This window comes from Confluentibacter citreus (assembly GCF_002807055.1).
Taxonomy (GTDB): Bacteria; Bacteroidota; Bacteroidia; order Flavobacteriales; family Flavobacteriaceae; genus Confluentibacter; species Confluentibacter citreus.
In genome coordinates this window covers 88,396-111,197 of sequence record NZ_NIXN01000004.1, presented here as the reverse complement: position 1 = coordinate 111,197, position 22,802 = coordinate 88,396, and the positions used below count along the sequence as shown (strand labels likewise).

Below are 22,802 nucleotides of genomic sequence, written 5' to 3'. Positions count from 1 at the left end.
TTTAATTACATTTTTGGAACCATTGAAAACGAATATTGGTAAACTGTATTTGCATAATACATATAAGGTGCATGTGGTTTTGCGCCCCAGCTATCATCACCGCCAACACCCATCATTTTATGGTCTATATGTACTTCTACAAAATCCCTTTTCTTGACATCAATTGGAGTTCTTAAAACTTTTATTTTTCCTTCATCAAAATCTTCGGTAGCATGGTGTAAGGCATTAAATTCAATAGGCGTGTTATGAGCCTTAACTGTAAAACCCATTCCAAATTGATTGGTTAAACTCAACCATCTGGTATCCGTTTTATGTCCGTTTTCCTGTGGTCTGCCATACACAAAATATTGGTCAGCTACTTTCGATTGGTAGATGCCAACAAAGGCCGCTGTATTCCTGTCTATATAATTTTCCCAAGGACCACGACCATAATATTCTAGATTATCGAATTCTTTGGGCATTCTAAACACCACTCCAATGCGTGGGATTTCAGGCAAGTCGGCTTTATCGGATTTAAAGGTGTAGTCCACTTTAATTTCCCCATTGCCATAAATGCTGTAAACCATATCTATAGTGCCTTCAACCGTGGGTAATTTTAATGTTGTATTGATGATTAATTCCGTTGTGGAAATGATGTTATGGTTGATGCTTTCTAACATAGCGTTGTTCATGGCTTCTTTCCACACCTCGGCTCTCACTTGCATTTTATTGCCAAAATCGTTATCCGTTGGAGCGCGCCAAAATGTTGGAACCAATGGGTCGTTCATCAACTCATAATGATTCAATTTGTATGACGTGATAGCTCCCGTTTTTTTAGAAACATTTATAATAAAATTTCCTCCTTTAACCACAATGCCTTCTTGACTTTCTTCTACTTGAAACTTACCTATCGCCACTGGATTAATAAATTGTAAATCTGATAGTTGCAACGAAAACTGTTCTGAAGCTACCTCATGCCCAAATGGAATCATTTCAGTTTCTTTTCCTTGCAATGCGTAGATATTCAAAAAATATTCATTCCCTTTTTCAGGATTGAAATCCTTGATGCCAAGGTTGAATGTTCTTTCAGTTTGAGGAGAAATACCAATTGGTGTGAATGCGCCCGATTGGATGACTTTACCGTTCTCCATCAATTCCCAACGAACCGAGTAATTATCCAAATTCGAGAAAAAATACTCGTTGAAAACGGTAATCGTTCCATCAGAAATTTTCAAATCCTTAAAATGTATGTTCTGATACACTTTTTTCACTTCAAACAGTCCGGGATGCGGTGTTAAATCTGGATTCACCAAACCATTAAAACAGAAATTATCATCATGGTGTACGCCTTCTGGTTCAAAATGTCCTCCATAGGCCCAAAACTTGGTACCATTCTCGCTGTATTTTACAATGCCTTGATCCATCCAATCCCATATAAAACCACCTTGTATTTGTCTGTTGGCACGCACCAAATCCCAGTATTCCTTAAAGTTTCCAGAACTATTGCCCATGGCATGGGAATACTCGCACCATATAAAAGGACGCTCTGCATCTGTCCCTACCCACTTTGCAACATCTTCTATGGACCTGTACATTTCACCAATAATATCTGTATGTTGCTCTGTAACATCCGACATGCGTTCGGCACGCTCGTAATGTATGGGTCGGCTTTTATCCAATTCCAAAATAGCTTTATAACCCGCCAAAAAATTAGGGCCATCACCTGCTTCATTGCCCATACTCCAAATAACTATGGAAGGATGGTTTTTGTCTCTTTTTACCATGTTTGTAATACGTTCTACATGCGCCGCTTTCCATTTTGGTTTATTTGCCAAAGTTTCTGAAGGATTGTAACCCATACCATGAGATTCCACGTTGGCTTCATCATAAATGTATAGACCATATTGGTCACATAGTTTGTACCAAAGCGGATCGTTGGGATAGTGGCTGGTTCGAACGGCATTAATGTTGTTCAGTTTCATCATTTTGATGTCCGCCACCATGTTTTCTTCATTCACGACATGTCCATGATATTGGTTATGTTCATGGCGGTTCACACCTTTTAAAAGAATGGGCTTCCCATTTACCAATAGCTGGCCACCTTTAATCCCTGTGGTTCTAAAACCAATTTTGATGGAAGTCGCCTCTATGGTTTTTCCTTTACTGTCCTTTAGATTTAATACCAAAGTATATAAGTACGGGCTTTCAGCAGACCATGCATTCACTTTAGGGATATCACCAGTAAAAATTAAGTCGTTTACAGCTAAAGCTTTAATGCTGAATATACTTTCGTTTGATAAAACTTCTTTACCTTCAGCATCAAGAATTTGATATTGTAATTTTAAATTGGATACTTTTTTGGTGGATGTGTTCTTTATTTCAGTTTCTAAACTAAAGACACCGTTTTCATAATTCGCATCTAATAAGGCTTTTGAAAAGAAATCACTTATGCGGGTTTTTGGTCTAGCATAAAGGTAAACATCACGCTGTATGCCCGATAACCTCCAAAAATCCTGATCTTCCAGGTAGCTGCCATCGGTGAACTTAAAGACTTTAACGGCCAATTTATTTTTCCCTTTTTTCAAATAGGGCGTGATGTTGAATTCTGCAGGAAGTTTAGAATCTTGGTTGTAGCCCACTTTAGTTCCGTTTATCCATAGGTAATAACCGGATTTTACGGAGCCTAATTGAATGTAAACTTCACGGTTCAACCAGCTTTCATCAACCTCAAAATAGGTTATATAAGAGCCAACTGAGTTTTGCGACGCTTTTATAAATGGAGGGTTTTTCTCAAAAGGATACTCTATATTGGTATAGTTTGGATAGCCATATCCGTAGAGTTCCCAGTTTCCAGGTACCGGTATTTCATCCCAATGGCTGTCATCAAATCCCGTTTTCTCAAAATTTGGGACTCCTTTATCGGAATGGTCCGTGAAATTAAATTTCCATTTTCCGTTTAAACATTTTATAAAGTTTTCATTTTCTATATTATTGTCTAAAGCATTTTTTGTATTTGAATACGGGCGAAAAGTAGCTCGAGCCTTTTCCCTATTCTGTTGGAACATTTCAGGGTTTTCCCAATCGTTTTGGCTGAACGTGTTTTGACAAAAGATTATTGCTAGCAGATAGAAAATGATTTTTTTCATAGGGTAAATGTTATTTTATTACTTTTTAAAAATGAATTTATAAGGCAGGTATTTACCATTGTGTTGTTAATAAAAAAGCTGTCCATTTTTTATCAACCAATTCAAATATCTGGAAAAAGGGGAGGTAAAAAACACCTCCCCTAATCGATCCCAACTAAACTAAAGATTTCAAAATTAACATTTGCAAATCAATAGAGATAGTAAAATTATAGAGAACATATAGTGTCGGCATAGATATATTATCCAAATGCATGGACATATTTTGATTTAGGGCATTTAAGCCTTTAAAAGTTTTGACAAAGATTCTTTAAATATATATCTTCGATTTTCTTTCTGCTTGAAGCGTCAAATCTTAGTTATAAATTATCATCAAATTGAATACTATTTTAATATGATTAAACCATTCTCCACCTTAATTATTCTTTTATCTGTTTCTAGTCTCTGTTATTCGCAATCAAGTAATCTCTTGTGGTACGATAAACCTGCCGATTACTTTGAGGAGACTTTAGTTTTAGGCAACGGTAAAATGGGAGCTTCTGTTTTTGGGGGTGTTAGTTCAGATAAAATATACCTTAACGATGCCACATTATGGTCTGGCGAACCCGTAAATGCTAATAATAATCCTGAAGCTTATAAATATGTAAACCCTGTTAGAAAAGTTTTAAGTGAAGAGAATTATAAGCTTGCCGACTCGCTCAACCGTTTTATTCAAGGTCAGTATTCCCAATCTTATGCGCCCTTGGGAACCATGTACCTAAATTACAAAGACCAAGAAACGTTTAAAAATTATCATCGAGAACTCGATATTAGTAAGGCTATTTCTAAAGTATCTTATGAAAGCAATGGTATTAAATTTCAGCGTGAATATTTTATATCCTACCCAGACCAAATCATGGTTATTCACCTAACAAGTAACAAGAAAAAATCCATTAATTGTTCCATTGGGTTTGAAAGTCTTTTAAAATACAATATCACAAAGGAAAAAAACATCATGAAAGTTGATGGTTATGCACCTTATCATGCAGAACCAAGTTATAGAGGAGATATGCCAAATGCCATCCTTTTTGATGAGAAAAAAGGCACTCGTTTTACAACCCTTTTTAAAGTTTCAAACAAAGATGGGAATGTAATAAACACCGGTAATTCCATAGAGCTCAAAAATTGTACGGAAGCTACTATCTATGTTTCCATAGCGACCAGTTTTAATGGTTTTGATAAAAATCCAGCGACTGAAGGTGTTGATAACAAAGCATTGGCTCTGAAAAATCTTGAGAAAGCTTATAAAAAATCATATTCCTCATTAAAAGAAAGGCACGTAAAGGATTACCAAGCATTATACAACCGGGTTGCCTTGGATTTAGGAAATTCCGATGCTCCCAAATTGCCAACAGATAAAAGGCTATTACGTTACAAAGATGGCATGGAAGATAAAAATTTAGAAATTCTATACTTTAATTTTGGGAGGTACTTGCTAATATCTTCATCAAGAACAGAAGGTGTTCCGGCTAACTTACAGGGCATTTGGAATCCTTATATGCGTCCACCATGGAGCAGTAATTACACCTTAAATATCAATGCCCAAGAGAATTATTGGCTTGCAGAAATTGCCAACCTTTCAGAATTACATAAACCTTTATTGACTTTTATAAAAAATGTTGCAGTTACGGGAGCGGTTACGGCCAAAACATATTATGGCGTCAATGGTTGGGCAGCTTGCCAAAACTCCGATATATGGGCATTAAGTAATCCCGTTGGCGATTTTGGTGGCGGTGACCCTAATTGGGCGAATTGGAATATGGGTGGCACTTGGCTTGCTACACATTTATGGGAGCATTATTCTTTTACTCAAGATGAAAATTATTTAAGGGAAGAAGCCTATCCTTTAATGAAGGGTGCCGTACAATTTTGTTTGGAATGGATGGTGAAAGATGATAAAGGGCATTGGATAACCTCCCCCTCAACGTCACCAGAAAACATATATATTACCCCAACAGGTTATCATGGAGCTACTTTGTATGGTGCAACGGCCGATTTAGCTATGATAAGGGAATTATTTAATAATTTTATTAGCGCTTCCAGTGTGTTAGATATTAATGATGCATTTTTAAACCAAGTCGTTAAAGCTAAAAACAATTTACATCCCTATACCATTGGGGAAAAAGGCAATTTACAAGAATGGTATTATGATTGGGAAGATGAAGACCCAAAACACCGCCATCAATCCCATCTTTTTGGTCTCTATCCCGGAAATCATATTACTGTAAATAATACTCCAGATTTAGCGGATGCCTCCAGAACCACTTTAGAAATAAAAGGTGACGAAACCACGGGTTGGTCCAAAGGATGGCGTATCAATCTTTGGGCAAGGCTGTGGGATGGCAATCGTGCCTATAAAATGTACAGGGAATTGCTTAAATATGTGGACCCTGATAAATCTGAAGGAACACACAAAGGACACGGTGGCACCTATCCGAACCTTTTTGATGCCCACCCTCCTTTTCAAATAGATGGCAATTTTGGTGGTGCCGCTGCTGTTATTGAAATGCTTATGCAATCCACTAATAATAAAATCTATTTATTACCTGCGTTGCCTGATGCATGGAAAAATGGATCCATAAAAGGTATTTGTGCCCGTGGCGGATTTGAAATCTCCATGGAATGGAAAAACAACACCTTAATAAAAACAGAAGTAACGGCTAAAATATCAGGAAAAACGACTTTGGTTTACAATAACACACAAAAAGACATTGTGTTGAAAAAAGGTGAAAAAATAGTTGTGATTTGGTAAGACTACTTCATAATAAGAGAACATCAAAAACGAAAGTCAAATCAATACATTCTGTGTGTTGCTCATAAAAATTCAACAGCAAATGAGATTTGCTGTTGAATTTTTATTGCTCGTTTCCTCAGGTAAACCTTGAAAACTCCATAAATAAAAAAATCCAACACTTTCGTGTTGGATTTTTTTGGTCGGGGTGGCAGGATTCGAACCTGCGACCTCCTGCTCCCAAAGCAGGCGCGATAACCGGGCTACGCTACACCCCGAAATTATTATCTTTCTTTTTGCGGAGAGACAGGGACTCGAACCCTGGCGACACTTACGCGTCGACAGATTAGCAATCTGCTCCATTACCACTCTGGCACCTCTCCGAATTTAAAAGAACTTTTGCAATAAAATTGCGGTTGCAAATGTAACGCATCATCTTTTACAACGCAACTATTTTTATCCTTTTTTTAAATAACTATTCGGGATACTCAATTCGCAAATGGTAAATGTTTGCTAGCTTGTGTTTCAATACTTTCTTTATGGATTCTATTTCCTTAAAAGTAATGTTTGCATTCAAAAATTGATCGTCTTCAATTTGTTTATTGATAATGCTTTCAACAAAGCTATCAATTTTAATGGATGTTGGGTTTTTTAAACTTTTTGAAGCAGCTTCCACACTATCGCACATCATTAAAATAGCGGTTTCTTTACTAAATGGTCTCGGGCCAGGGTAACAAAAATACTTTCTTTCTACATATTCATTAATCTCTTTTTCTTTCATATAAAAAAAATAGACAGCACTAGTACCATGGTGCGTCCTTATAAAATCCATAATCCTATCTGGAATATTGTATTTTCTGGCTATCTCTAAGCCATTTATAATATGGTCTACAATAATTTTAGCACTTTCCTTGGGAGATAGTTCTTCATGCGGATTGATTCCCGTAGTTTGATTCTCGGTGAAATAAGTTGGGCTTTTCATTTTTCCTATATCATGGTACAAGGCACCAACCCTAACCAACATGGCATTAGCCCCTATTTCACTTGCACATGCTTCTGCTAAGTTTGCAACACTTAATGAATGATGAAACGTACCAGGCGCCACATTTGATAGTTCTTTTAATAGTTTGGAATTTGTATCAGACAATTCTAAAAGAGACACATCAGAAACCAACCCGAAAATTTTCTCATACGCATAAATAAGTGGTTGTACAAATAACGTGGCAAGACCACATAAAATGAACCAAATGAATGTTTCCCAATTAATAGTTTCTACAGTTCCTTCATGAATTACAAAAAAGGCAAAATATGCAATGATATAAACAAGGGTTATCTGTACTACAGAAATAAACAAATTAGCACGTTTATACAACTCAGAAACCGTTAGTATAGTAACGATGCCCGCTATAATTTGAAGAAACATGTATTCATAACTATTAGGCACAATAGACCCTAATAGCAACACCGTTATAACATGAGCAAACATGCCCAGTCTGGCATCAAAAAAAGCTTTTAATACCAAGGGCAAAATGCAGATGGGCACAATATAAATAAATTTAGAATTGTAATTAACCACTAATGTGGTAAGCATTACCATTAAAAGGATATTGAAGAATATAAAAGTGACTTTTGTATTATTATCAAAGATATCTAATCGATACTTTCTTAAGAACAAAAGCAACATTAATAGTGCTAGCGAAACCAATAGTGTATAAGCGAATAATATCCAATTATAATTAGATTTTGTCCATACTTGTGATTCAAATTCCGTTTTTAACGATATTAATATCTGATACTTATTACCTTCTACAACTTCCCCTTTCGATATAATTAAAGTTCCTTTTTCCACACTTCCCCTTGAATACGAAATTTTATCAAGGTCATCATTTAGTGCCTTATTAGTAAACGATTCATTTAACGTCAAACTAGGTTCAACAAGATCGAAAAATAAGGATATGAACATGGTTTCATAGGTGTCCAAACGGTTCTCTGAAAGTAGTTTCACAATGGTGGTTTTTACTTCATCTTGCTTGATTAAGTTAGAAAATTGTGTGTTATGCTTTTTAACCTGTCCGTCAAGAATAACGGCAACTCTATCATCAGGATAGTTGTAATCTTCATTTAAAACACCAAAATGGTATAATTCTGAAATAATTTTATTCCCTGTTACATATATATTATCCCTTGTAGATTTTGGTAATGAATCTGAAAACGCTTTCTTAAATTCAACATTAAACAAATCAGTTACTTTCTTTTCTATCGCCGTGTCTTCATTAAAATAAGCAATAGAATGATCGATGATGTTTTGTTTTTCGGCAGCTATTTCTTCATCAGATTTTTTCACAGCAAAATTGAAAGGCGCATATAAGTTTTCTGATTGCCAAGGTTTTCCCTTTTCAAAATTGTACTTGAACTTCCCACTTTTAGGAAATAGGTAAACAATTAAAAACGTGGTACATATAAAAAGTAATCCTTTGTAAATTAAAGAATGATTTTTGTATAATTTATTTATAAAGTCTTGCATTAATATGATTATGTCTTCAAATGTAATAAATTCTAGGGCTTCTTTTAACTTTTATAATGGAGTAATGCTTCCTGTTTCTGCTAAAAAATCATTAATTTCGTGCTCATTAAACTAAAGTATTTAGATAATGAGCAAAGACGTGGTTATTGTTTCTGCAGCCAGAACACCAATTGGTAGTTTTATGGGTGCTTTATCAACCATTCCTGCCCCACAACTTGGTGCTGTTGCCATAAAAGGGGCGTTGAAGAAGATTCATCTAAATCCAGAATTGATTGATGAAGTCTTCATGGGACAAGTGGTTCAATCGGGTTCAGGACAAGCTCCTGCAAGACAAGCCGCCATTTATGCGGGATTGCCTAATACCGTACCTTGCACAACCATAAACAAAGTCTGCGCTTCTGGTATGAAAGCCGTGATGTTGGCAACTCAAAGTATAGCCATGGGCGATAATGATATCGTTGTGGCCGGAGGCATGGAAAATATGAGTTTAATTCCCCATTATTTATATGCTAGAACAGGTACTAAATTTGGTTCTACCCAATTAATCGATGGCATGCAAAAAGATGGATTGGTAGATGCCTACGACCAAAATGCCATGGGTGTTTGTGCGGATGCATGTGCCGTTAGATATGAATTTTCTCGTGAAGATCAAGATGCATTCGCTATACAATCTTATAAACGTGCTAGCGAAGCATGGGAAGCTGGTAAATTCAATAATGAAGTCGTGCCTGTTGAAGTGCCACAACGCAAAGGTGAGCCCATTATGGTTAGTGTGGATGAAGAATTCAAGAATGTTGATTTGGGTAAAATCCCATCATTACGTCCTGCATTCACAAAAGATGGTACTGTTACTGCGGCTAATGCCTCAACCATAAATGATGGTGCCGGTGCCATGATTTTAATGAGCAAAGAAAAAGCTGAAGCATTAGGTCTGAAAATTTTAGCGACCATAAAAGGCTATGCCGATGCTGCCCAAGAACCCGAATGGTTTACTACAGCACCCGCAAAAGCATTGCCTAAAGCGTTAAAAAAAGCTGGAATCTCCATAAATGATGTTGATTTTTTTGAGTTTAACGAAGCTTTCTCAGTAGTTGGTTTGGCTAATATGAAACTATTAGGACTTACAGATAAAAATGTGAATGTGAATGGAGGTGCTGTGTCTTTAGGACATCCATTAGGATGTTCTGGAGTTAGAATTTTAATTACTTTACTAAATGTATTAGAGCAAAATAATGCAAAAATAGGAGCGGCAGCCATTTGTAATGGTGGCGGGGGTGCTTCTGCTGTCATTATTGAGCGTAACTAACTTTTTTGATGATATACTTTTTAATACAATCCTTGTCTTTTTTAAAATTAAATTTTCAAATTGCTCTATTATGTCCAATAACAAAAACCATTCTAGGAAATAATTTGTAGCATGCAATACGGCGTTTGTAATTTAAGCATCGTTCCCTTAAGATTGGAACCTACGGATAAAAGTGAACTAGTTTCACAAGTTTTATACGGCGATTTCTTCAAGGTATTGGAACAACGTAAATCTTGGAGTAAAATCAGATTGGCGTTTGATGGTTATGAAGGTTGGATTGATAATAAACAATACAAAGACATTGATGAAACTCAATATAAAGTACTTGACACATCCAGTCCTAAATTATCAATAGACTTGGTGGAATTCATTCAAGATGAAAACCATCAATTGCACCCTATCTTATTAGGTTCTTCATTGAATGCTCTATCAATACTCAATCATTCACATGATGGCAGCATCATTGAAGGTGTTCTGCATAAAAACAATCTTATAGAAACCGCTTTTTTATATTTAAACAGTCCCTATTTATGGGGAGGTAAAACACCGTTTGGAATAGATTGTTCTGGATTTACCCAAATGGTCTACAAACTAAATGGCTACAAACTTTTGCGTGATGCCTCCCAACAAGCCACCCAAGGTGAAGCTTTAAGCTTTATTGAAGAAAGTGAACCTGGTGATTTGGCCTTTTTTGATAATAATGAAGGTACTATTATTCATGTGGGGATTATTATGAGCGATAATTATATCATCCATGCGCATGGTAAAGTGAGGATAGACCGTTTAGACCATTATGGCATTTATAATATCGATAAAAAAACCCATACCCATAAGCTTAGAGTCATTAAAAAGATAATTTAATCTGTTTTATTCCAATAGTTTATGAATTTGTGCATATTGCAATAACACGATGGTTCTGGTATCCATAATATCTCCATTGTTTAACATATCCACAGCCTTTTTAAAAGGAATTTCCAGCACTTCAATATCTTCATGCTCGCTATCCAAACCTCCACCTGAACTGACTTTCATGGCATCGGTATATTCACCAACAAAAAAATACATTTTTTCGGTCATAACCCCTGGTGAACTATACGCTTCAAATACCTTTTTTACTTTCTCTAACCTATAACCTACTTCTTCTTCAGTTTCTCTTATAATGCAAGCTTCGGGATGGTCTTTATCTAACATCCCCGCACAAATCTCCACCAACATGCCATCTTTGTTATCGTTCATGTAAGTGGGCATTCTAAATTGCTTGGTTAGTATAACAGTTTGCTTTTCTTTATTGTAAAGCAAGATACCTGCGCCGTCACCTCTATCATATACTTCCCTTGATTGAGTTACCCATGTTCCGTTACTAAGTCTATAATCAAACGTTATTTTTTTTAAGATGTAATAATTATCGGAAAGTAACTTACTTACTAAGTTTTTAATGTGACTTGCTATCATTTGAAAATCTGTGTTTCTTTTTGTTTCATGTGGATTAACATATTAATGCTAAGCGTTTGTTTTTAATTAGCAATGTCGCTAAAAAATACCAAATCGGAAATTTATATTTATAAAATTATGGTTAAAATTTCATGTGAAAGTGAATCTGATATTAGTTCTAAAGATTATACACAACCAGAAATAGAAGCATTTATATTTATGCATCTATCCTTTTGAATTGCATAATAAACAAAAAGCAGTATATTTGGTAGGCTATTAACCTTATCTATTATTATTGATGTTAAACTATAATCTAACACCATCTTTATCAATTCTCCTATTTGAACAAACACAAATAGTTACCGTATTAACTATAGTTGTTATTTTTTTTGCTGTGCTACTTATCTTAGGAGTTAGAAAATCATATAAACTTAAAAAAGAAAATGAACGACTAGATAAAATAAGTGAAAAGTTAGCAAAAGAGGAAGAAGAAAAGTATAACGATTTCACGGACGGACATATGTACCAATAAAACAAAAAGCCTGCAATTGCAGGCTTTTTTATTGTTACTTAAACTAACTTTTAGCGAACCAATTTTTTATATTTAATGCGTTTCGGCATTAAATCGCCACCTAAGCGTTTCTTTTTATTTTCTTCATATTCAGAAAAACCACCTTCAAAAAAGTATACTTGGCTATCTCCCTCAAAAGCTAAAATATGGGTACATATTCTATCTAAAAACCATCGGTCGTGACTTATAACAACGGCACAACCTGCAAAGTTTTCTAAACCTTCTTCCAAAGCTCGTAATGTATTCACATCAAGGTCGTTGGTAGGTTCATCTAAAAGTAATACGTTACCTTCCTCTTTAAGCGTCATGGCCAAATGCAAACGGTTACGTTCTCCTCCGGAAAGCATTTTTACTTTTTTGTTTTGTTCACTTCCAGAGAAATTAAAACGACTTAAGTAGGCTCTGGAATTGACTTGTTTTCCGCCCATCATGATTAATTCTTGACTATCACTAAAATTTTCCCAAATGGATTTTTCAACATCTATATTGGAATGCTTTTGGTCTACATAAGCCAATTTAGCAGTATCCCCTACTTTAAACTCGCCTTTATCTGGAGTTTCCTCGCCCATAATCATCCTGAAAATGGTTGTTTTACCAGCACCATTCGGACCAATTACACCTACAATACCTGCTTGCGGTAATTTGAAATTCAAATCTTCGTACAATAACTTATCGTCATAGGCTTTGCTTACGCCAATCGCTTCGATAACATTTGTTCCAAGTCTTGGACCATTGGGAATATAAATTTCAAGCTTTTCATCCAACTGTTTTTGGTCTTGACTCAATAATTTATCATAATTATTCAAACGTGCTTTTTGCTTAGTTTGACGACCTTTTGCACCTTGCCGAACCCATTCCAACTCACGTTCTAGCGTTTTTTGACGTTTAGAAGCTGTTTTACTTTCTTGAGCCAAGCGTTTTGATTTTTGGTCCAACCAAGATGAATAATTGCCTTTCCACGGGATACCTTCGCCTCTATCAAGTTCTAATATCCAACCAGCAACATTATCTAAAAAGTATCTATCATGCGTTACAGCAATAACGGTTCCTTTATATTCTGCCAAATGCTGTTCTAACCAATGCACCGATTCGGCATCCAAATGGTTGGTTGGCTCATCCAATAACAATACATCAGGTTCTTGCAATAATAATCTGCATAACGCCACACGACGACGCTCTCCTCCAGATAAAACACCAATTTTTTTATCACTATCTGGCGTACGCAAAGCATCCATGGCAATTTCTAGTTTGGTATCTAGTTCCCAAGCGTTAGAAGCATCTATTTGATCTTGAAGTTCGGCTTGTCTATTCATTAGTTTTTCCATCTTATCAGGATTGGAATACACTTCTTCTAAGCCAAACATATCATTTATTTTATTATACTCGTCAAGTATAGCAACGGTTTCAGCAGCACCTTCACGAACCACTTCCATAACGGTTTTATTATCATCCAATTTAGGTTCTTGTTCTAAATACCCAACCGAATAATCTTGCAAAAACGTAACATCACCTTGATAATTTTTATCAACACCTGCTATGATTTTAAGCAATGTAGATTTACCAGATCCATTTAACCCTAAAATCCCAATTTTAGCTCCGTAAAAGAAACTTAAATAAATATTTTTTAATACGGGTGTATTCGCCCCTTGAAAGGTCTTGGTTAAACCAGTCATTGAAAAGATTACTTTTTTATCGTCACTCATTATACCCTACCTTTTAAAGCATTAAAAACCCAAGCAATTGCAAAAAAACCCAGACCTACAGCGGCGAATCCCCAGCCGGCTACATCATCGTATCTAAATGCTCCCATACCTATTAAAAGTAAACCAACTAAAATCATAATTGTTGTAGCCCAAGCTAGGACTGTGTTTTTATTCATAGCCATAATTAAAATTTTGTTTAGGGCGCATCCACGCTAAAGGCGTGGCCAGGCTTTTCGCTAAATCTTTTTTATTTGTTATAGTAAACCTAATCAAAATGTACTTCAACAACTAAAAAAGGATACCGCTAAGATCCTTTGCGCAATTTGAAACACAAATATCGTATTTTTAAATAAAAAAGCATCCTATAAAGGATGCTTAATTATAATTCTTAAAAAAATTTATATAGACTGTAATTTAAAATTTCTTTCTAGTAATTAACTATTTCAAATTCCGACCTTCTGTTTTCTTTATGTTTTATTTCAGAACATTTAGTGTTATCATCACATTCATTAATTAATTTTTCTTCACCGTAGGCTTTTCCTATAACCCTATCTGTCCCTACACCATTATTTAATAAATAATCTATGGTACTTTTTAATCTACGTTCAGAAAGTCCTTGATTATAAACAGCTGAGCCCCTAGAATCCGTATGGGAACTGATCTCTAGTTGTAATTTAGGATGTTCGTTTAATATTAAAGTTAAACCAGATAATGTATTTTTTGATGAAGATGATAAAGTGGACGAATTTAAAGCAAAATAAACTTTTTCTAGGGCGTCAATTTTATTTTTAATATCACTTTTTTCCTTAGCTCTCGCTTCTTCTTTTTCTTTTTCAAGTTGAGCAAGTCTTGCTGCTTCTTTTTCCCTTTCTAATCGTTCAGCTAACAACTTATTTTCATTTGCTAAAGCTATAGAATCATTAACCCTAGCGGCCTCTTTCTCTAATGCTTCAATGAGTTCCAGTTTAGCTTCTCCTTCTTCATTTAATTCTTTTTCAATGTTAAATCTATAAACAACGCCAACAGCATGCTGTAAATGATTTGTTGCATTTGAATTCATAGCCCATTTTCCAGATGAATTCACATCCAATCCAATGCGGTCAGAAAACCAAGTTCTAAAACCTAATACTCCATTATATGTTCCCCGAGAAATATCATTAACATTTGCATAACCAATTCCTACTCCCACATAAGGATCAAACCAACCTGTTTCGCCTATAATTTTGTTTAAATCATAACTCAACCTACTATCTATAGAAAAATAATCTTGATCGTTTGCAATAGGCAAGCCATCTATAATTTTATCTTTTTTGTATTTGTTATAGGAAGCAATGGCTTCAATTCCTAATCCATTTTTAAAATATCTTCCTATACTTAATCTAGAAGGGTAAGGCACAGCATTCCAAGAGTCTTTTATATCAAACAATCTATTAAATTGATCGCCTGAATCATCGACAGCATTAAAACCAATACCTGCAATCCATGAACTTACTATCGTTGAATCTTTTTTTGTTAATTCTGGGGTTTGAGCATATGTTATAAAAACATTAGCGACTAGTATAACCAGTAAAATTTCTTTTTTTATCATCTTTATTAATTTGGGGTTAATTTTAATGCTTCAAAAATATTTAAAATAACACCGACAAGTAAAATATAAACTTTGAATAGTATGAAAAATCGGTTATATGAATAAATTATAACTTAAAAAGCATCCTCGAGAGGATGCTTTTATTAAATTTTTTAAAAATTATCTTAAAATGTCATGGGCACTTCAATAAACAATAAACCGGAATCTTCTTCTACATTTATTTCAAATGAATCCTTACCTAATACGCCAATAGTACCCCTTGTTTCCAAAGCTAATTTTATTTAAGACTATTCTGTCATAAACACTATTTATAATTCCAACTCAATAGTAGGCTGCCATTTTAGATCATATCTAACCATATTGTTGATTTTCTTAAATATAAATCTTCTCGTCCTATAGAGTAATCAAAGACATTGCAAAAGAATTCATTTTAATCTTTATATAATCTTACTCGTTTACTCACTTTAATCTTAAAATTTTAACTATCAATAGTATTTTATTAACACAACGTTAATTTAACGTTAAAATAATATATATTGTTCAATAAATTAGACCAATTAACCATCGACCAATTATAATTTAACAACATATATGTACATAAATTTAAAACCACAGTTTTTTTTTAAGACCTTGGTAATTATAATTATTCTTCTATTAATAGCAAATATCTTTTCTATTGCCACTAAACTGAATTTCATTTTAGATTATGATAATCAAAAAATTGTTAGGGGTATTTCAGATAAATTTGATTTTGATACAGAAAAAAGTATCCCAACCATGTTTTCATCAATTATCTTATTTTTCAGTGCAGTATTATTAGGAATATTAGGAATTAAAGATAGAAAAGACAGAGCAAAATATAGCCCATGGTTTGGTTTATCTGCCATATTTGTCTTTTTATCTATTGATGAAATGATCGAAATACATGAACATCTAATACCCATTATTAAAATGATTAAACCAACCAGCGGCGTATTTTACTATGCTTGGATTATTCCTTATGGTATTGGTTTAATTATATTATCATTAGTATACTATAAGTTTTTAATGAGACTGCCTAAGAAAACTTTATATCTATTCATGCTTTCTGGTTTTATATTTATTTTGGGAGCAGTTGTAATTGAATCCTTTGAAGGATGGGAACATCAACTTAATGGAAAAAGAACTTTAACCTTTTGTTTGATGTATACAGCTGAAGAAACTCTAGAAATGCTAGGGGTAAGCTTATTCATTTACGCTATTTTGTCGTATTCGTCTTTTTCTGTAAAAATTGAATCTAAAACTAGTATTTAGATTTCTCTTTTTTAATAAAGAGCACTCAATACAGAATGCCCTTTATTACTTACTAAAAAACCATAGGTACCTCGATGAATAATAAACTAGAATCTTCTTCTACATTTATTTCAAATGAATCTGTATCGGAGACGCCTATAGCATCTCTAGTTTCCAAAGGATTGTTATTTATAATTATTTTGCCATAAATATTCATAACGTAAACGCCATGGTTTTTGCTCTTGATTGTATACTCAAATGTCTTTCCTTTATCTAAATCTATCCGAGATATGATGGCATCTTGATGTATTTTTAAGCTTCCTTCGTAGTCTTCATCGATAGATGTCACCAATACTTGAAGTTTATTTTTCCGTTCAGAAACATCAAACGCTTTTTGGTCGTAACGCGGTTTTACATTTTGTTTGTTTGGCATCACCCAAATTTGGAATAACCCTAAATGCTCATCTGCTGAACCATTTATTTCAGAATGCTGCACCCCTGTTCCAGCACTCATTATTTGAACTTCACCAGGTTTAACGGGTATCCATTCATCTCCCATATTATCTTTATGTTTTAATATGCCCTTTAACGGAATGGTAATGATTTCCATGTTATTATGAGGGTGTGTTCCAAAACCCATTTTAGGAGCAACAACATCATCATTTAATACACGCAATGCTCCGAAATGTACTTTTTCAGGGTTATAAAAATTTGCAAAACTAAATGAATGATTCGCTTGTAACCAACCGTGGTTTGCAAATCCTCTACTGTCTGATTTATGAATTATTGTTTTCATATACTTTTTATTTTTTTCTTTCCGCTAAGGCGGAAATCTGTTTGTTAATTACCGCATTTTATCCAACAGATTGCTTAACTGCTCGGCTTCTTCTTCGTTTAAATTTTTTAATAAATCGTTATCTAAATTATCTGGAATGGACTCCAAAAGATCTTTACCTTGTTTGGTAATTACTATTTTCACAACGCGTCTATCTTCTGGACAGGCTAATCTTTCAATGTATTTTTTTGCACATAACTTATCCATCAAACGTGTGGCATTTGGTGAACGCTCAATCATTCTATCTTTTACGATTTGAACATTTATAGGTTCTCCGGCACCTTTTAAAATTCTAAGGATATTATATTGTTGTGGAGAGATTCCATAAGATTTAAAAAATTCATTTTGATAACTAGAAATCCAGTTTGCTGTATATAAAATATTCAACAGCGCTTTAACTCTATTGTTGGCAAATTTTGAATTTATATCTTTACTTATATCTCCCATGTCTATTTAATTTAAGCTAAAATATCTGAATATTCTGTAGCTCTTTTTTTAAAAAAAGCATTTGCAAAAGGGCATAAAGGAATAACTTTTAAATCATTAGCACGAATATAGGCTATGGCTGCATCAATTAATTTATAACCAATACCTTGTCCTTTTAAAGCATCATTAACCTCGGTGTGATCAATAATTATTTTGTTGGGGCCAGCATGCGTATATGTCATTTCAGCCGCCTTGATGTTTTCTATTTCAATATAAAACGCTCCTTTTTTTTCGTTATCAAAATGCTTTACCTCCATAATAATATTTGTTTGTTAAATTGCTCAATGGCATTTTTTAATTGACCATTAAAATCCTCATTTATAATTTTTCCATCTGCAAAATTATTTCCAAAAAAAGGCAATGAAAAAACTTCAATTATGTTGCCGTCGTGAAATGGAAATCTACCCTGCGCTATTTCCAAAACAGTTAAACCTCCCCTACCTCCAGGTGACGTTGCCATTAACAACATGGGTTTGTTATAAAACATCTTTCCTTCAATTCTTGTTAGCCAATCAAATAAGTTTTTAAAAACTGCGGAATAAGCTCCATTATGTTCTGCCAATGACAACAAAATACCATCGGATTCTTTTATTAAATTTAAAAATTTATGGGCATTTTCAGGAATACCTTGCTCATGTTCTAAATCAATACCATATAGAGGTAATTCAAAATCATTTAAATCCAAAATATTAATGTTTGCGTTTTCAACTAAGGTCGATGCATACGTAACCAAGTCTTTATTTATTGAGTTTTTACTGTTACTACCTGCAAAAGCTATTATGTTTTTCATCTGTTTATGTTATTTTAAATTTCGGTCAGATGTAACACCCTGATTAATTATCCTTGCTTGTAAGAATATGATTTTCATCAGTGTTTCATCTAATATGTTTTAATTATTATACAAATGTAGAAATAATAATTTTATTTTCCAAGGAATATATTTCCATGTAATATATTTTATGATTTCATTAAGACTTTAAAGGCTATATTTAATATAAAGATTAGTATTTCACAAGAAAATCAACTTTTGTACTTTAGCAACAAAGAAACTGTAAATGAATATCGACTTCAATAAAAATGAGGATCACAACAAACTGCTTGTATCAGAGCTTAACAAAAGACTAGCTAAAGTGCATTTAGGTGGTGGTAAGGCAGCATTAGAGAAACAACACGAGAAAGGCAAAATGACGGCTCATGAGCGTGTGAATTATCTGCTGGACTCCAACTCTAAATCGATAGAAATTGCTGCCTTTGCAGGTGAAGGCATGTATGAAGAACACGGCGGATGTCCTTCTGGCGGTGTGGTTGTTAAAATAGGTTATATAAAAGGCAAGCAATGTATTGTGGTTGCTAATGATGCCTCCGTAAAAGCAGGTGCTTGGTTTCCAATAACAGCTAAAAAGAATCTTCGAGCCCAAGAAATTGCTATAGAGAATAGATTACCAATCATTTATCTGGTTGATAGTGCTGGCGTATATTTACCTTTACAAGATGAGATTTTTCCAGATAAAGAGCATTTCGGACGTATTTTTAGAAACAACGCTATTATGAGCAGTATGGGTATTACCCAAATTGCTGCCGTTATGGGCAGTTGTGTTGCCGGTGGCGCTTACTTGCCTATTATGAGTGATGAAGCTTTAATAGTTGATAAAACCGGTAGTATTTTTTTAGCGGGAAGTTATTTGGTTAAAGCCGCCATTGGCGAAAATATTGATAATGAAACATTAGGTGGTGCCACAACCCATTGTGAAATTTCTGGAGTTACCGATTATAAAGCTAAAGATGATGCCGATGCATTGGATACTATTAAAAATATTATTGACAAGATTGGTGATTATAACAAAGCGGGCTTTAATAGAATTACCCCAGAAAAACCGAAAGAAAACCCCGAAGATATTTATGGTATTTTACCAAAAAGCCGTGTGGAACAATATGATATGCACGACATTATCAAGCGTTTAGTGGATAACTCCGAATTTGATGAATACAAAGCAGGTTATGGCAAGACCATTATAACATGTTATGCAAGAATGGATGGTTGGGCGGTTGGCATTGTTGCCAATCAACGTAAACTTGTAAAGACCAAACAAGGCGAAATGCAATTTGGTGGTGTGATATATAATGATAGTGCAGACAAAGCCACCCGATTTATAGCCAATTGCAATCAGAAAAAAATTCCGTTAGTATTTTTACAGGATGTCACAGGGTTTATGGTTGGTAGCAAAAGTGAACATGGTGGCATTATTAAAGATGGCGCTAAAATGGTAAATGCTGTTAGTAATAGTGTGGTGCCTAAATTTACTGTGATTATTGGCAATAGCTATGGCGCGGGTAATTATGCCATGTGTGGAAAAGCGTATGATCCCAGACTTATTGTCGCATGGCCAAGTGCCGAACTAGCGGTTATGAGCGGGAACTCAGCTGCAAAAGTATTACTTCAAATTGAAAAAGCCTCGCTTGAGAAAAAGGGCGAAAAAATCACTCCCGAAAAAGAGGAACAGCTTTTTAATAAAATAAAAGACAGATACGATAATCAAGTATCGCCATATTACGCTGCCGCCCGCATCTGGACCGATGCCATTATTGACCCGTTGAATACCAGAAAATGGATTAGCATGGGAATTGAAGCCGCAAACCATGCGCCTGTTGAAAAGTCTTTTAACATGGGAGTTTTGCAGGTATAATTTTAATTATATTATTATTTTTTGTATCTTTTCTATTGAAAATCAACAACTTCAATCATGGATACAATAAAAACCCTTAATAAGTGGGCGAATAGTCATACCTATTTGCCACTTGATTTAGTTCGAGTTGCTTTAGGTATATTTTTATTCATTAAAGGAATTCATTTTATGTCTGATACTACCATGCTCATGTCGTTATTTAAGCCTTTTCAAAATATGGCTGGGGGCATGATCATTGTTCACTATGTTGTCCCAGCGCATTTTCTTGGTGGGATTTTAATTGCTTTTGGATTATTAACTAGATGGGCTATTATTGCCCAAATACCAATTTTAATTGGAGCTGTTCTAATCAATTTCATGGGAGAAATGAATACTGGTAATTTAACATTAGCAATTATTACTTTATCCATTTGTTCGTTTTTCTTATTATATGGTTCCGGTAAACATTCATTAGATTATTATTTTAAAATGCAGAAATAAAAAAGGGCAACTTTATGCTGCCCTTTTACTTATGATATATAATATAATTATAAACTCTATTTTACAATGAATTTTGCCCTCATTGTCATTGAGTGTCCTGGAAACGTACAAACAATCCAATAAGTTCCTGGTTCACTAGGTGCTTGAAAATAAATCTTTTCAGAAGTTTCCGGACCAACAATCCCTGTATGGAACAACACTAAATCTGAATTTGGAACATAATTAAGATCAGGGCCATCTAAGCCTAAGTTTAATGCCATTTCCCCTACTTTTGTAGGTGTATCTACTCCTGTTTTTGTAATAACAACATTATGGAGCATATCGTCATTATTATTTAAAGTCAGTTCTATTTTACTATTTCTATCAACAACTACTTCACTAACATCGTATTTTAATCCAGGAACTGTTCCAATTAATAATTTTTTATCAATTTTTCCAGCCCAAGCAGTTGGGATTTTAGTAACTCTTTTAGGTTGGTTAACAACTTTTCCTGATGTTTTCATCTCATTCATTTGGGATGATTTTAAAACACCTCCCGGAACTTCATTTAAAGTGTAATAACCAGTGCTATGCAAAAGCAATTCTCCTGTAGAGGATTTTAAATTCGGAATTTCCAATTGATGTATAAAACCTAATCTCATGCCGTGTACCGTTAATTTAACAGATAACCCATCTTCAGACACTTCTGCTTTATGTATCATGGCATTTTGTTGGTCTATAATAGGACTACCATAAGTTAAATGATACAAGTATGTAAATGTTGTTAACTTATAAGAGGCGACATCTTCAGCCATTTTTTTGTTTACTGGTTTCGTAAATTCTAATTTAAAACCATCGGCTAAAGCGTTCATGGTTTTTATTTCAAAAGGTGTTTTCCCTGTCCAAACTAAACGTTGTAATCCATAATCATCTTTACCTGTTGAAGACCATCCCCTACTTGTCATACCGACAAACATACTATTATCACTTCCCCAAATCATTCTTAAAATGCCAGAAGAAAACCCTTCCTTAAACCCAAAAGCAGCTCCTTGATATACGCCGTTCACTTTTTCCATATAAACACGCATGATTTTACTGTGTCCTTGATCACCCACAAATATTTGCCCCTCAAACGGACCGAACTTACCTTTACTGGTATCGTAAATCATATCTGATGTTGAAATCCCTAAAATAGTATGTGGAAACCAAATTGCTGGTGCTTTTAATGCTGGTACTTTTTTGGCATACTCATATAAAGTCAGTCCAGATTCTGCTTCAATATCTTCAAATTTTAAATTTTTTATTGGAGATTCAGATTCTCCCGTCCATCTTAATCCTTCAGGGTTTCCTGCAAAATCCCCAACTTCCAGATGTGTCATTCTACCAGAACCTACCCAATCTCCTTGATTTTCAGTATAAAAAATATCACCATCACCATTAATGGCATAACCCGCTGGCGAACGCAATCCGGTTGCTATTGGGGTCATTTTACCTTCTGGAGTAATTTTCAACATCCATCCTCGCCATTTCACTAAACTAGCACCATGACCAATCCAACCAAGGTTTAAGGTGACAAGCATATCGCCATTTTTCATGAATTTTGGCCCGTATGAGTATTCATGATAATTACCTGATAAAGGCCATGAATAAACAGTTTTATATACATCGGCCACGCCATCATTATTTTTATCTTCTAAACGCGTAAGTTCTCCCCTTTGAGATAGGTAAAATCCGTTATTTTTATAAGCCAAACCTAATGGTTCATGCAAACCATGTGCAAATCGTTTATATGTTGGATTTTGACTGTAAGGTTTATCAATCAACCAAACGTCTCCCCTTCGTGTTGAAACTCCTAATTTATCATCATCTGTAAATGATAAACCACCAACCTCAAGAATAACATCTTTAGGAATTGGCACCGTGATTATTTTATAGAATTCGGATTCTTTCTTCTGTATATCATTTGATACCTGTGCGAAAGATACTTGGCACAAACAAAAAACCACTACTAATTTTAATATCTTATTTATATGTTGCATGATTATTTTCTT

18 protein-coding genes and 2 tRNA genes are annotated in these 22,802 nt (G+C 34.4%); 7 read left to right on the top strand and 13 right to left on the bottom strand.

Translation table 11 applies throughout. From position 1 onward, the window contains the following. Window positions 1-5 precede the first annotated feature (5 nt). Window positions 6-3,125, bottom strand: coding sequence for a glycoside hydrolase family 2 TIM barrel-domain containing protein (locus CDH49_RS09765; RefSeq protein ID WP_100615331.1), 3,120 nt, complete (start codon window positions 3,123-3,125; stop codon window positions 6-8). A gap of 391 nt (window positions 3,126-3,516) precedes the next feature. Here CDH49_RS09765 and CDH49_RS09760 point away from each other — a divergent pair, with 391 nt between their 5' ends. Beyond that, window positions 3,517-5,913: a glycoside hydrolase family 95 protein gene (locus CDH49_RS09760; protein WP_100615330.1), complete on the top strand. Its 2,397-nt coding sequence runs from the start codon at window positions 3,517-3,519 to the stop codon at window positions 5,911-5,913. A 179-nt stretch (window positions 5,914-6,092) separates the two neighbouring features. On the opposite strand, the gene CDH49_RS09755 is transcribed toward CDH49_RS09760, so the two are convergent. From CDH49_RS09755 to CDH49_RS09745, 3 genes are all read right to left on the bottom strand, one after another. Further along, window positions 6,093-6,170, bottom strand: a tRNA-Pro gene (locus tag CDH49_RS09755). Between the two features lie 21 nt (window positions 6,171-6,191). Then, a tRNA-Ser gene (locus CDH49_RS09750) sits at window positions 6,192-6,275 on the bottom strand. Between the two features lie 92 nt (window positions 6,276-6,367). Further along, complete coding sequence (locus CDH49_RS09745) at window positions 6,368-8,416, bottom strand: HD family phosphohydrolase (protein WP_100615329.1); 2,049 nt, start codon at window positions 8,414-8,416, stop codon at window positions 6,368-6,370. Between the two features lie 127 nt (window positions 8,417-8,543). Between CDH49_RS09745 and CDH49_RS09740 the strand changes: the two genes are divergently transcribed. After that, window positions 8,544-9,722 carry an acetyl-CoA C-acyltransferase gene (locus CDH49_RS09740; protein ID WP_100615328.1) on the top strand — a complete coding sequence of 393 codons (1,179 nt, stop codon included), beginning with the start codon at window positions 8,544-8,546 and terminating at the stop codon, window positions 9,720-9,722. A gap of 111 nt (window positions 9,723-9,833) precedes the next feature. After that, window positions 9,834-10,583 (top strand): C40 family peptidase, encoded by a 750-nt coding sequence (locus tag CDH49_RS09735; protein ID WP_100615327.1) that lies wholly within the window; start codon window positions 9,834-9,836, stop codon window positions 10,581-10,583. A 6-nt stretch (window positions 10,584-10,589) separates the two neighbouring features. On the opposite strand, the gene CDH49_RS09730 is transcribed toward CDH49_RS09735, so the two are convergent. Continuing rightward, complete coding sequence (locus CDH49_RS09730) at window positions 10,590-11,174, bottom strand: NUDIX domain-containing protein (protein WP_100615326.1); 585 nt, start codon at window positions 11,172-11,174, stop codon at window positions 10,590-10,592. A gap of 373 nt (window positions 11,175-11,547) precedes the next feature. On the opposite strand from CDH49_RS09730, the gene CDH49_RS15795 reads away from it, so the two are divergent. Next, window positions 11,548-11,685, top strand: a complete 138-nt coding sequence (locus CDH49_RS15795; protein WP_239970636.1) for a hypothetical protein — start codon at window positions 11,548-11,550, stop codon at window positions 11,683-11,685. Window positions 11,686-11,735: 50 nt separating this feature from the next. On the opposite strand, the gene ettA is transcribed toward CDH49_RS15795, so the two are convergent. The 3 genes from ettA to CDH49_RS09710 form a co-directional block, all read right to left on the bottom strand. After that, entirely contained in the window at window positions 11,736-13,427 is a 1,692-nt protein-coding gene (gene ettA / locus CDH49_RS09720) for an energy-dependent translational throttle protein EttA (protein WP_100615324.1), read from the bottom strand. Beyond that, a complete protein-coding gene (locus CDH49_RS09715) occupies window positions 13,427-13,609 on the bottom strand; it encodes a CAL67264 family membrane protein (protein ID WP_100613011.1) in 183 nt (60 codons plus the stop codon). Before CDH49_RS09715 ends, ettA begins: the two co-directional genes overlap by 1 nt. Before the next feature lie 245 nt (window positions 13,610-13,854). Then, window positions 13,855-15,015, bottom strand: a complete 1,161-nt coding sequence (locus tag CDH49_RS09710; protein ID WP_100615323.1) for an OmpA family protein — start codon at window positions 15,013-15,015, stop codon at window positions 13,855-13,857. A gap of 591 nt (window positions 15,016-15,606) precedes the next feature. Here CDH49_RS09710 and CDH49_RS09705 point away from each other — a divergent pair. Continuing rightward, window positions 15,607-16,308, top strand: a complete 702-nt coding sequence (locus CDH49_RS09705) for a peptidase M48 Ste24p (protein WP_100615322.1) — start codon at window positions 15,607-15,609, stop codon at window positions 16,306-16,308. A 52-nt stretch (window positions 16,309-16,360) separates the two neighbouring features. Here CDH49_RS09705 and CDH49_RS09700 read toward each other — a convergent pair whose 3' ends face one another. The 4 genes from CDH49_RS09700 to CDH49_RS09685 are packed head-to-tail and all read right to left on the bottom strand — an operon-like array spanning window position 16,361 to window position 18,398. Further along, complete coding sequence (locus CDH49_RS09700; RefSeq protein WP_100615321.1) at window positions 16,361-17,083, bottom strand: pirin family protein; 723 nt, start codon at window positions 17,081-17,083, stop codon at window positions 16,361-16,363. Window positions 17,084-17,131: 48 nt separating this feature from the next. Beyond that, a complete protein-coding gene (locus tag CDH49_RS09695) occupies window positions 17,132-17,569 on the bottom strand; it encodes a MarR family winged helix-turn-helix transcriptional regulator (protein WP_100615320.1) in 438 nt (145 codons plus the stop codon). 11 nt (window positions 17,570-17,580) lie between these two features. Further along, window positions 17,581-17,865 (bottom strand): GNAT family N-acetyltransferase, encoded by a 285-nt coding sequence (locus CDH49_RS09690; protein ID WP_100615319.1) that lies wholly within the window; start codon window positions 17,863-17,865, stop codon window positions 17,581-17,583. Then, on the bottom strand, window positions 17,856-18,398 hold the full coding sequence (locus CDH49_RS09685) for an NADPH-dependent FMN reductase (protein WP_100615318.1): 543 nt from the start codon (window positions 18,396-18,398) through the stop codon (window positions 17,856-17,858). Before CDH49_RS09685 ends, CDH49_RS09690 begins: the two co-directional genes overlap by 10 nt. 265 nt (window positions 18,399-18,663) lie before the next feature. Here CDH49_RS09685 and CDH49_RS09680 point away from each other — a divergent pair, with 265 nt between their 5' ends. Both CDH49_RS09680 and CDH49_RS09675 read left to right on the top strand, forming a co-directional pair. Next, on the top strand, window positions 18,664-20,292 hold the full coding sequence (locus CDH49_RS09680; RefSeq protein ID WP_100615317.1) for an acyl-CoA carboxylase subunit beta: 1,629 nt from the start codon (window positions 18,664-18,666) through the stop codon (window positions 20,290-20,292). A gap of 57 nt (window positions 20,293-20,349) precedes the next feature. Next, complete coding sequence (locus CDH49_RS09675) at window positions 20,350-20,772, top strand: DoxX family protein (RefSeq protein WP_100615316.1); 423 nt, start codon at window positions 20,350-20,352, stop codon at window positions 20,770-20,772. A 56-nt stretch (window positions 20,773-20,828) separates the two neighbouring features. Here CDH49_RS09675 and CDH49_RS09670 read toward each other — a convergent pair whose 3' ends face one another. Then, window positions 20,829-22,790, bottom strand: coding sequence for a plastocyanin/azurin family copper-binding protein (locus CDH49_RS09670; RefSeq protein WP_100615315.1), 1,962 nt, complete (start codon window positions 22,788-22,790; stop codon window positions 20,829-20,831). Window positions 22,791-22,802: the final 12 nt, after the last annotated feature.

What these genes read in the sequence shown, in the direction of transcription:
- CDH49_RS09765 (WP_100615331.1), bottom strand. Translation starts at nt 3,125, where the DNA reads ATGAAAAAAATCATTTTCTATCTGCTAGCAATAATCTTTTGTCAAAAC.
- CDH49_RS09670 (WP_100615315.1), bottom strand. Translation starts at nt 22,790, where the DNA reads ATGCAACATATAAATAAGATATTAAAATTAGTAGTGGTTTTTTGTTTG.
- CDH49_RS09715 (WP_100613011.1), bottom strand. Translation starts at nt 13,609, where the DNA reads ATGGCTATGAATAAAAACACAGTCCTAGCTTGGGCTACAACAATTATG.
- CDH49_RS09740 (WP_100615328.1), top strand. Translation starts at nt 8,544, where the DNA reads ATGAGCAAAGACGTGGTTATTGTTTCTGCAGCCAGAACACCAATTGGT.
- CDH49_RS09690 (WP_100615319.1), bottom strand. Translation starts at nt 17,865, where the DNA reads ATGGAGGTAAAGCATTTTGATAACGAAAAAAAAGGAGCGTTTTATATT.
- CDH49_RS09745 (WP_100615329.1), bottom strand. Translation starts at nt 8,416, where the DNA reads ATGCAAGACTTTATAAATAAATTATACAAAAATCATTCTTTAATTTAC.
- CDH49_RS09680 (WP_100615317.1), top strand. Translation starts at nt 18,664, where the DNA reads ATGAATATCGACTTCAATAAAAATGAGGATCACAACAAACTGCTTGTA.
- CDH49_RS09730 (WP_100615326.1), bottom strand. Translation starts at nt 11,174, where the DNA reads ATGATAGCAAGTCACATTAAAAACTTAGTAAGTAAGTTACTTTCCGAT.
- ettA (WP_100615324.1), bottom strand. Translation starts at nt 13,427, where the DNA reads ATGAGTGACGATAAAAAAGTAATCTTTTCAATGACTGGTTTAACCAAG.
- CDH49_RS09705 (WP_100615322.1), top strand. Translation starts at nt 15,607, where the DNA reads ATGTACATAAATTTAAAACCACAGTTTTTTTTTAAGACCTTGGTAATT.
- CDH49_RS09700 (WP_100615321.1), bottom strand. Translation starts at nt 17,083, where the DNA reads ATGAAAACAATAATTCATAAATCAGACAGTAGAGGATTTGCAAACCAC.
- CDH49_RS09685 (WP_100615318.1), bottom strand. Translation starts at nt 18,398, where the DNA reads ATGAAAAACATAATAGCTTTTGCAGGTAGTAACAGTAAAAACTCAATA.
- CDH49_RS09710 (WP_100615323.1), bottom strand. Translation starts at nt 15,015, where the DNA reads ATGATAAAAAAAGAAATTTTACTGGTTATACTAGTCGCTAATGTTTTT.
- CDH49_RS09735 (WP_100615327.1), top strand. Translation starts at nt 9,834, where the DNA reads ATGCAATACGGCGTTTGTAATTTAAGCATCGTTCCCTTAAGATTGGAA.
- CDH49_RS09695 (WP_100615320.1), bottom strand. Translation starts at nt 17,569, where the DNA reads ATGGGAGATATAAGTAAAGATATAAATTCAAAATTTGCCAACAATAGA.
- CDH49_RS09760 (WP_100615330.1), top strand. Translation starts at nt 3,517, where the DNA reads ATGATTAAACCATTCTCCACCTTAATTATTCTTTTATCTGTTTCTAGT.
- CDH49_RS09675 (WP_100615316.1), top strand. Translation starts at nt 20,350, where the DNA reads ATGGATACAATAAAAACCCTTAATAAGTGGGCGAATAGTCATACCTAT.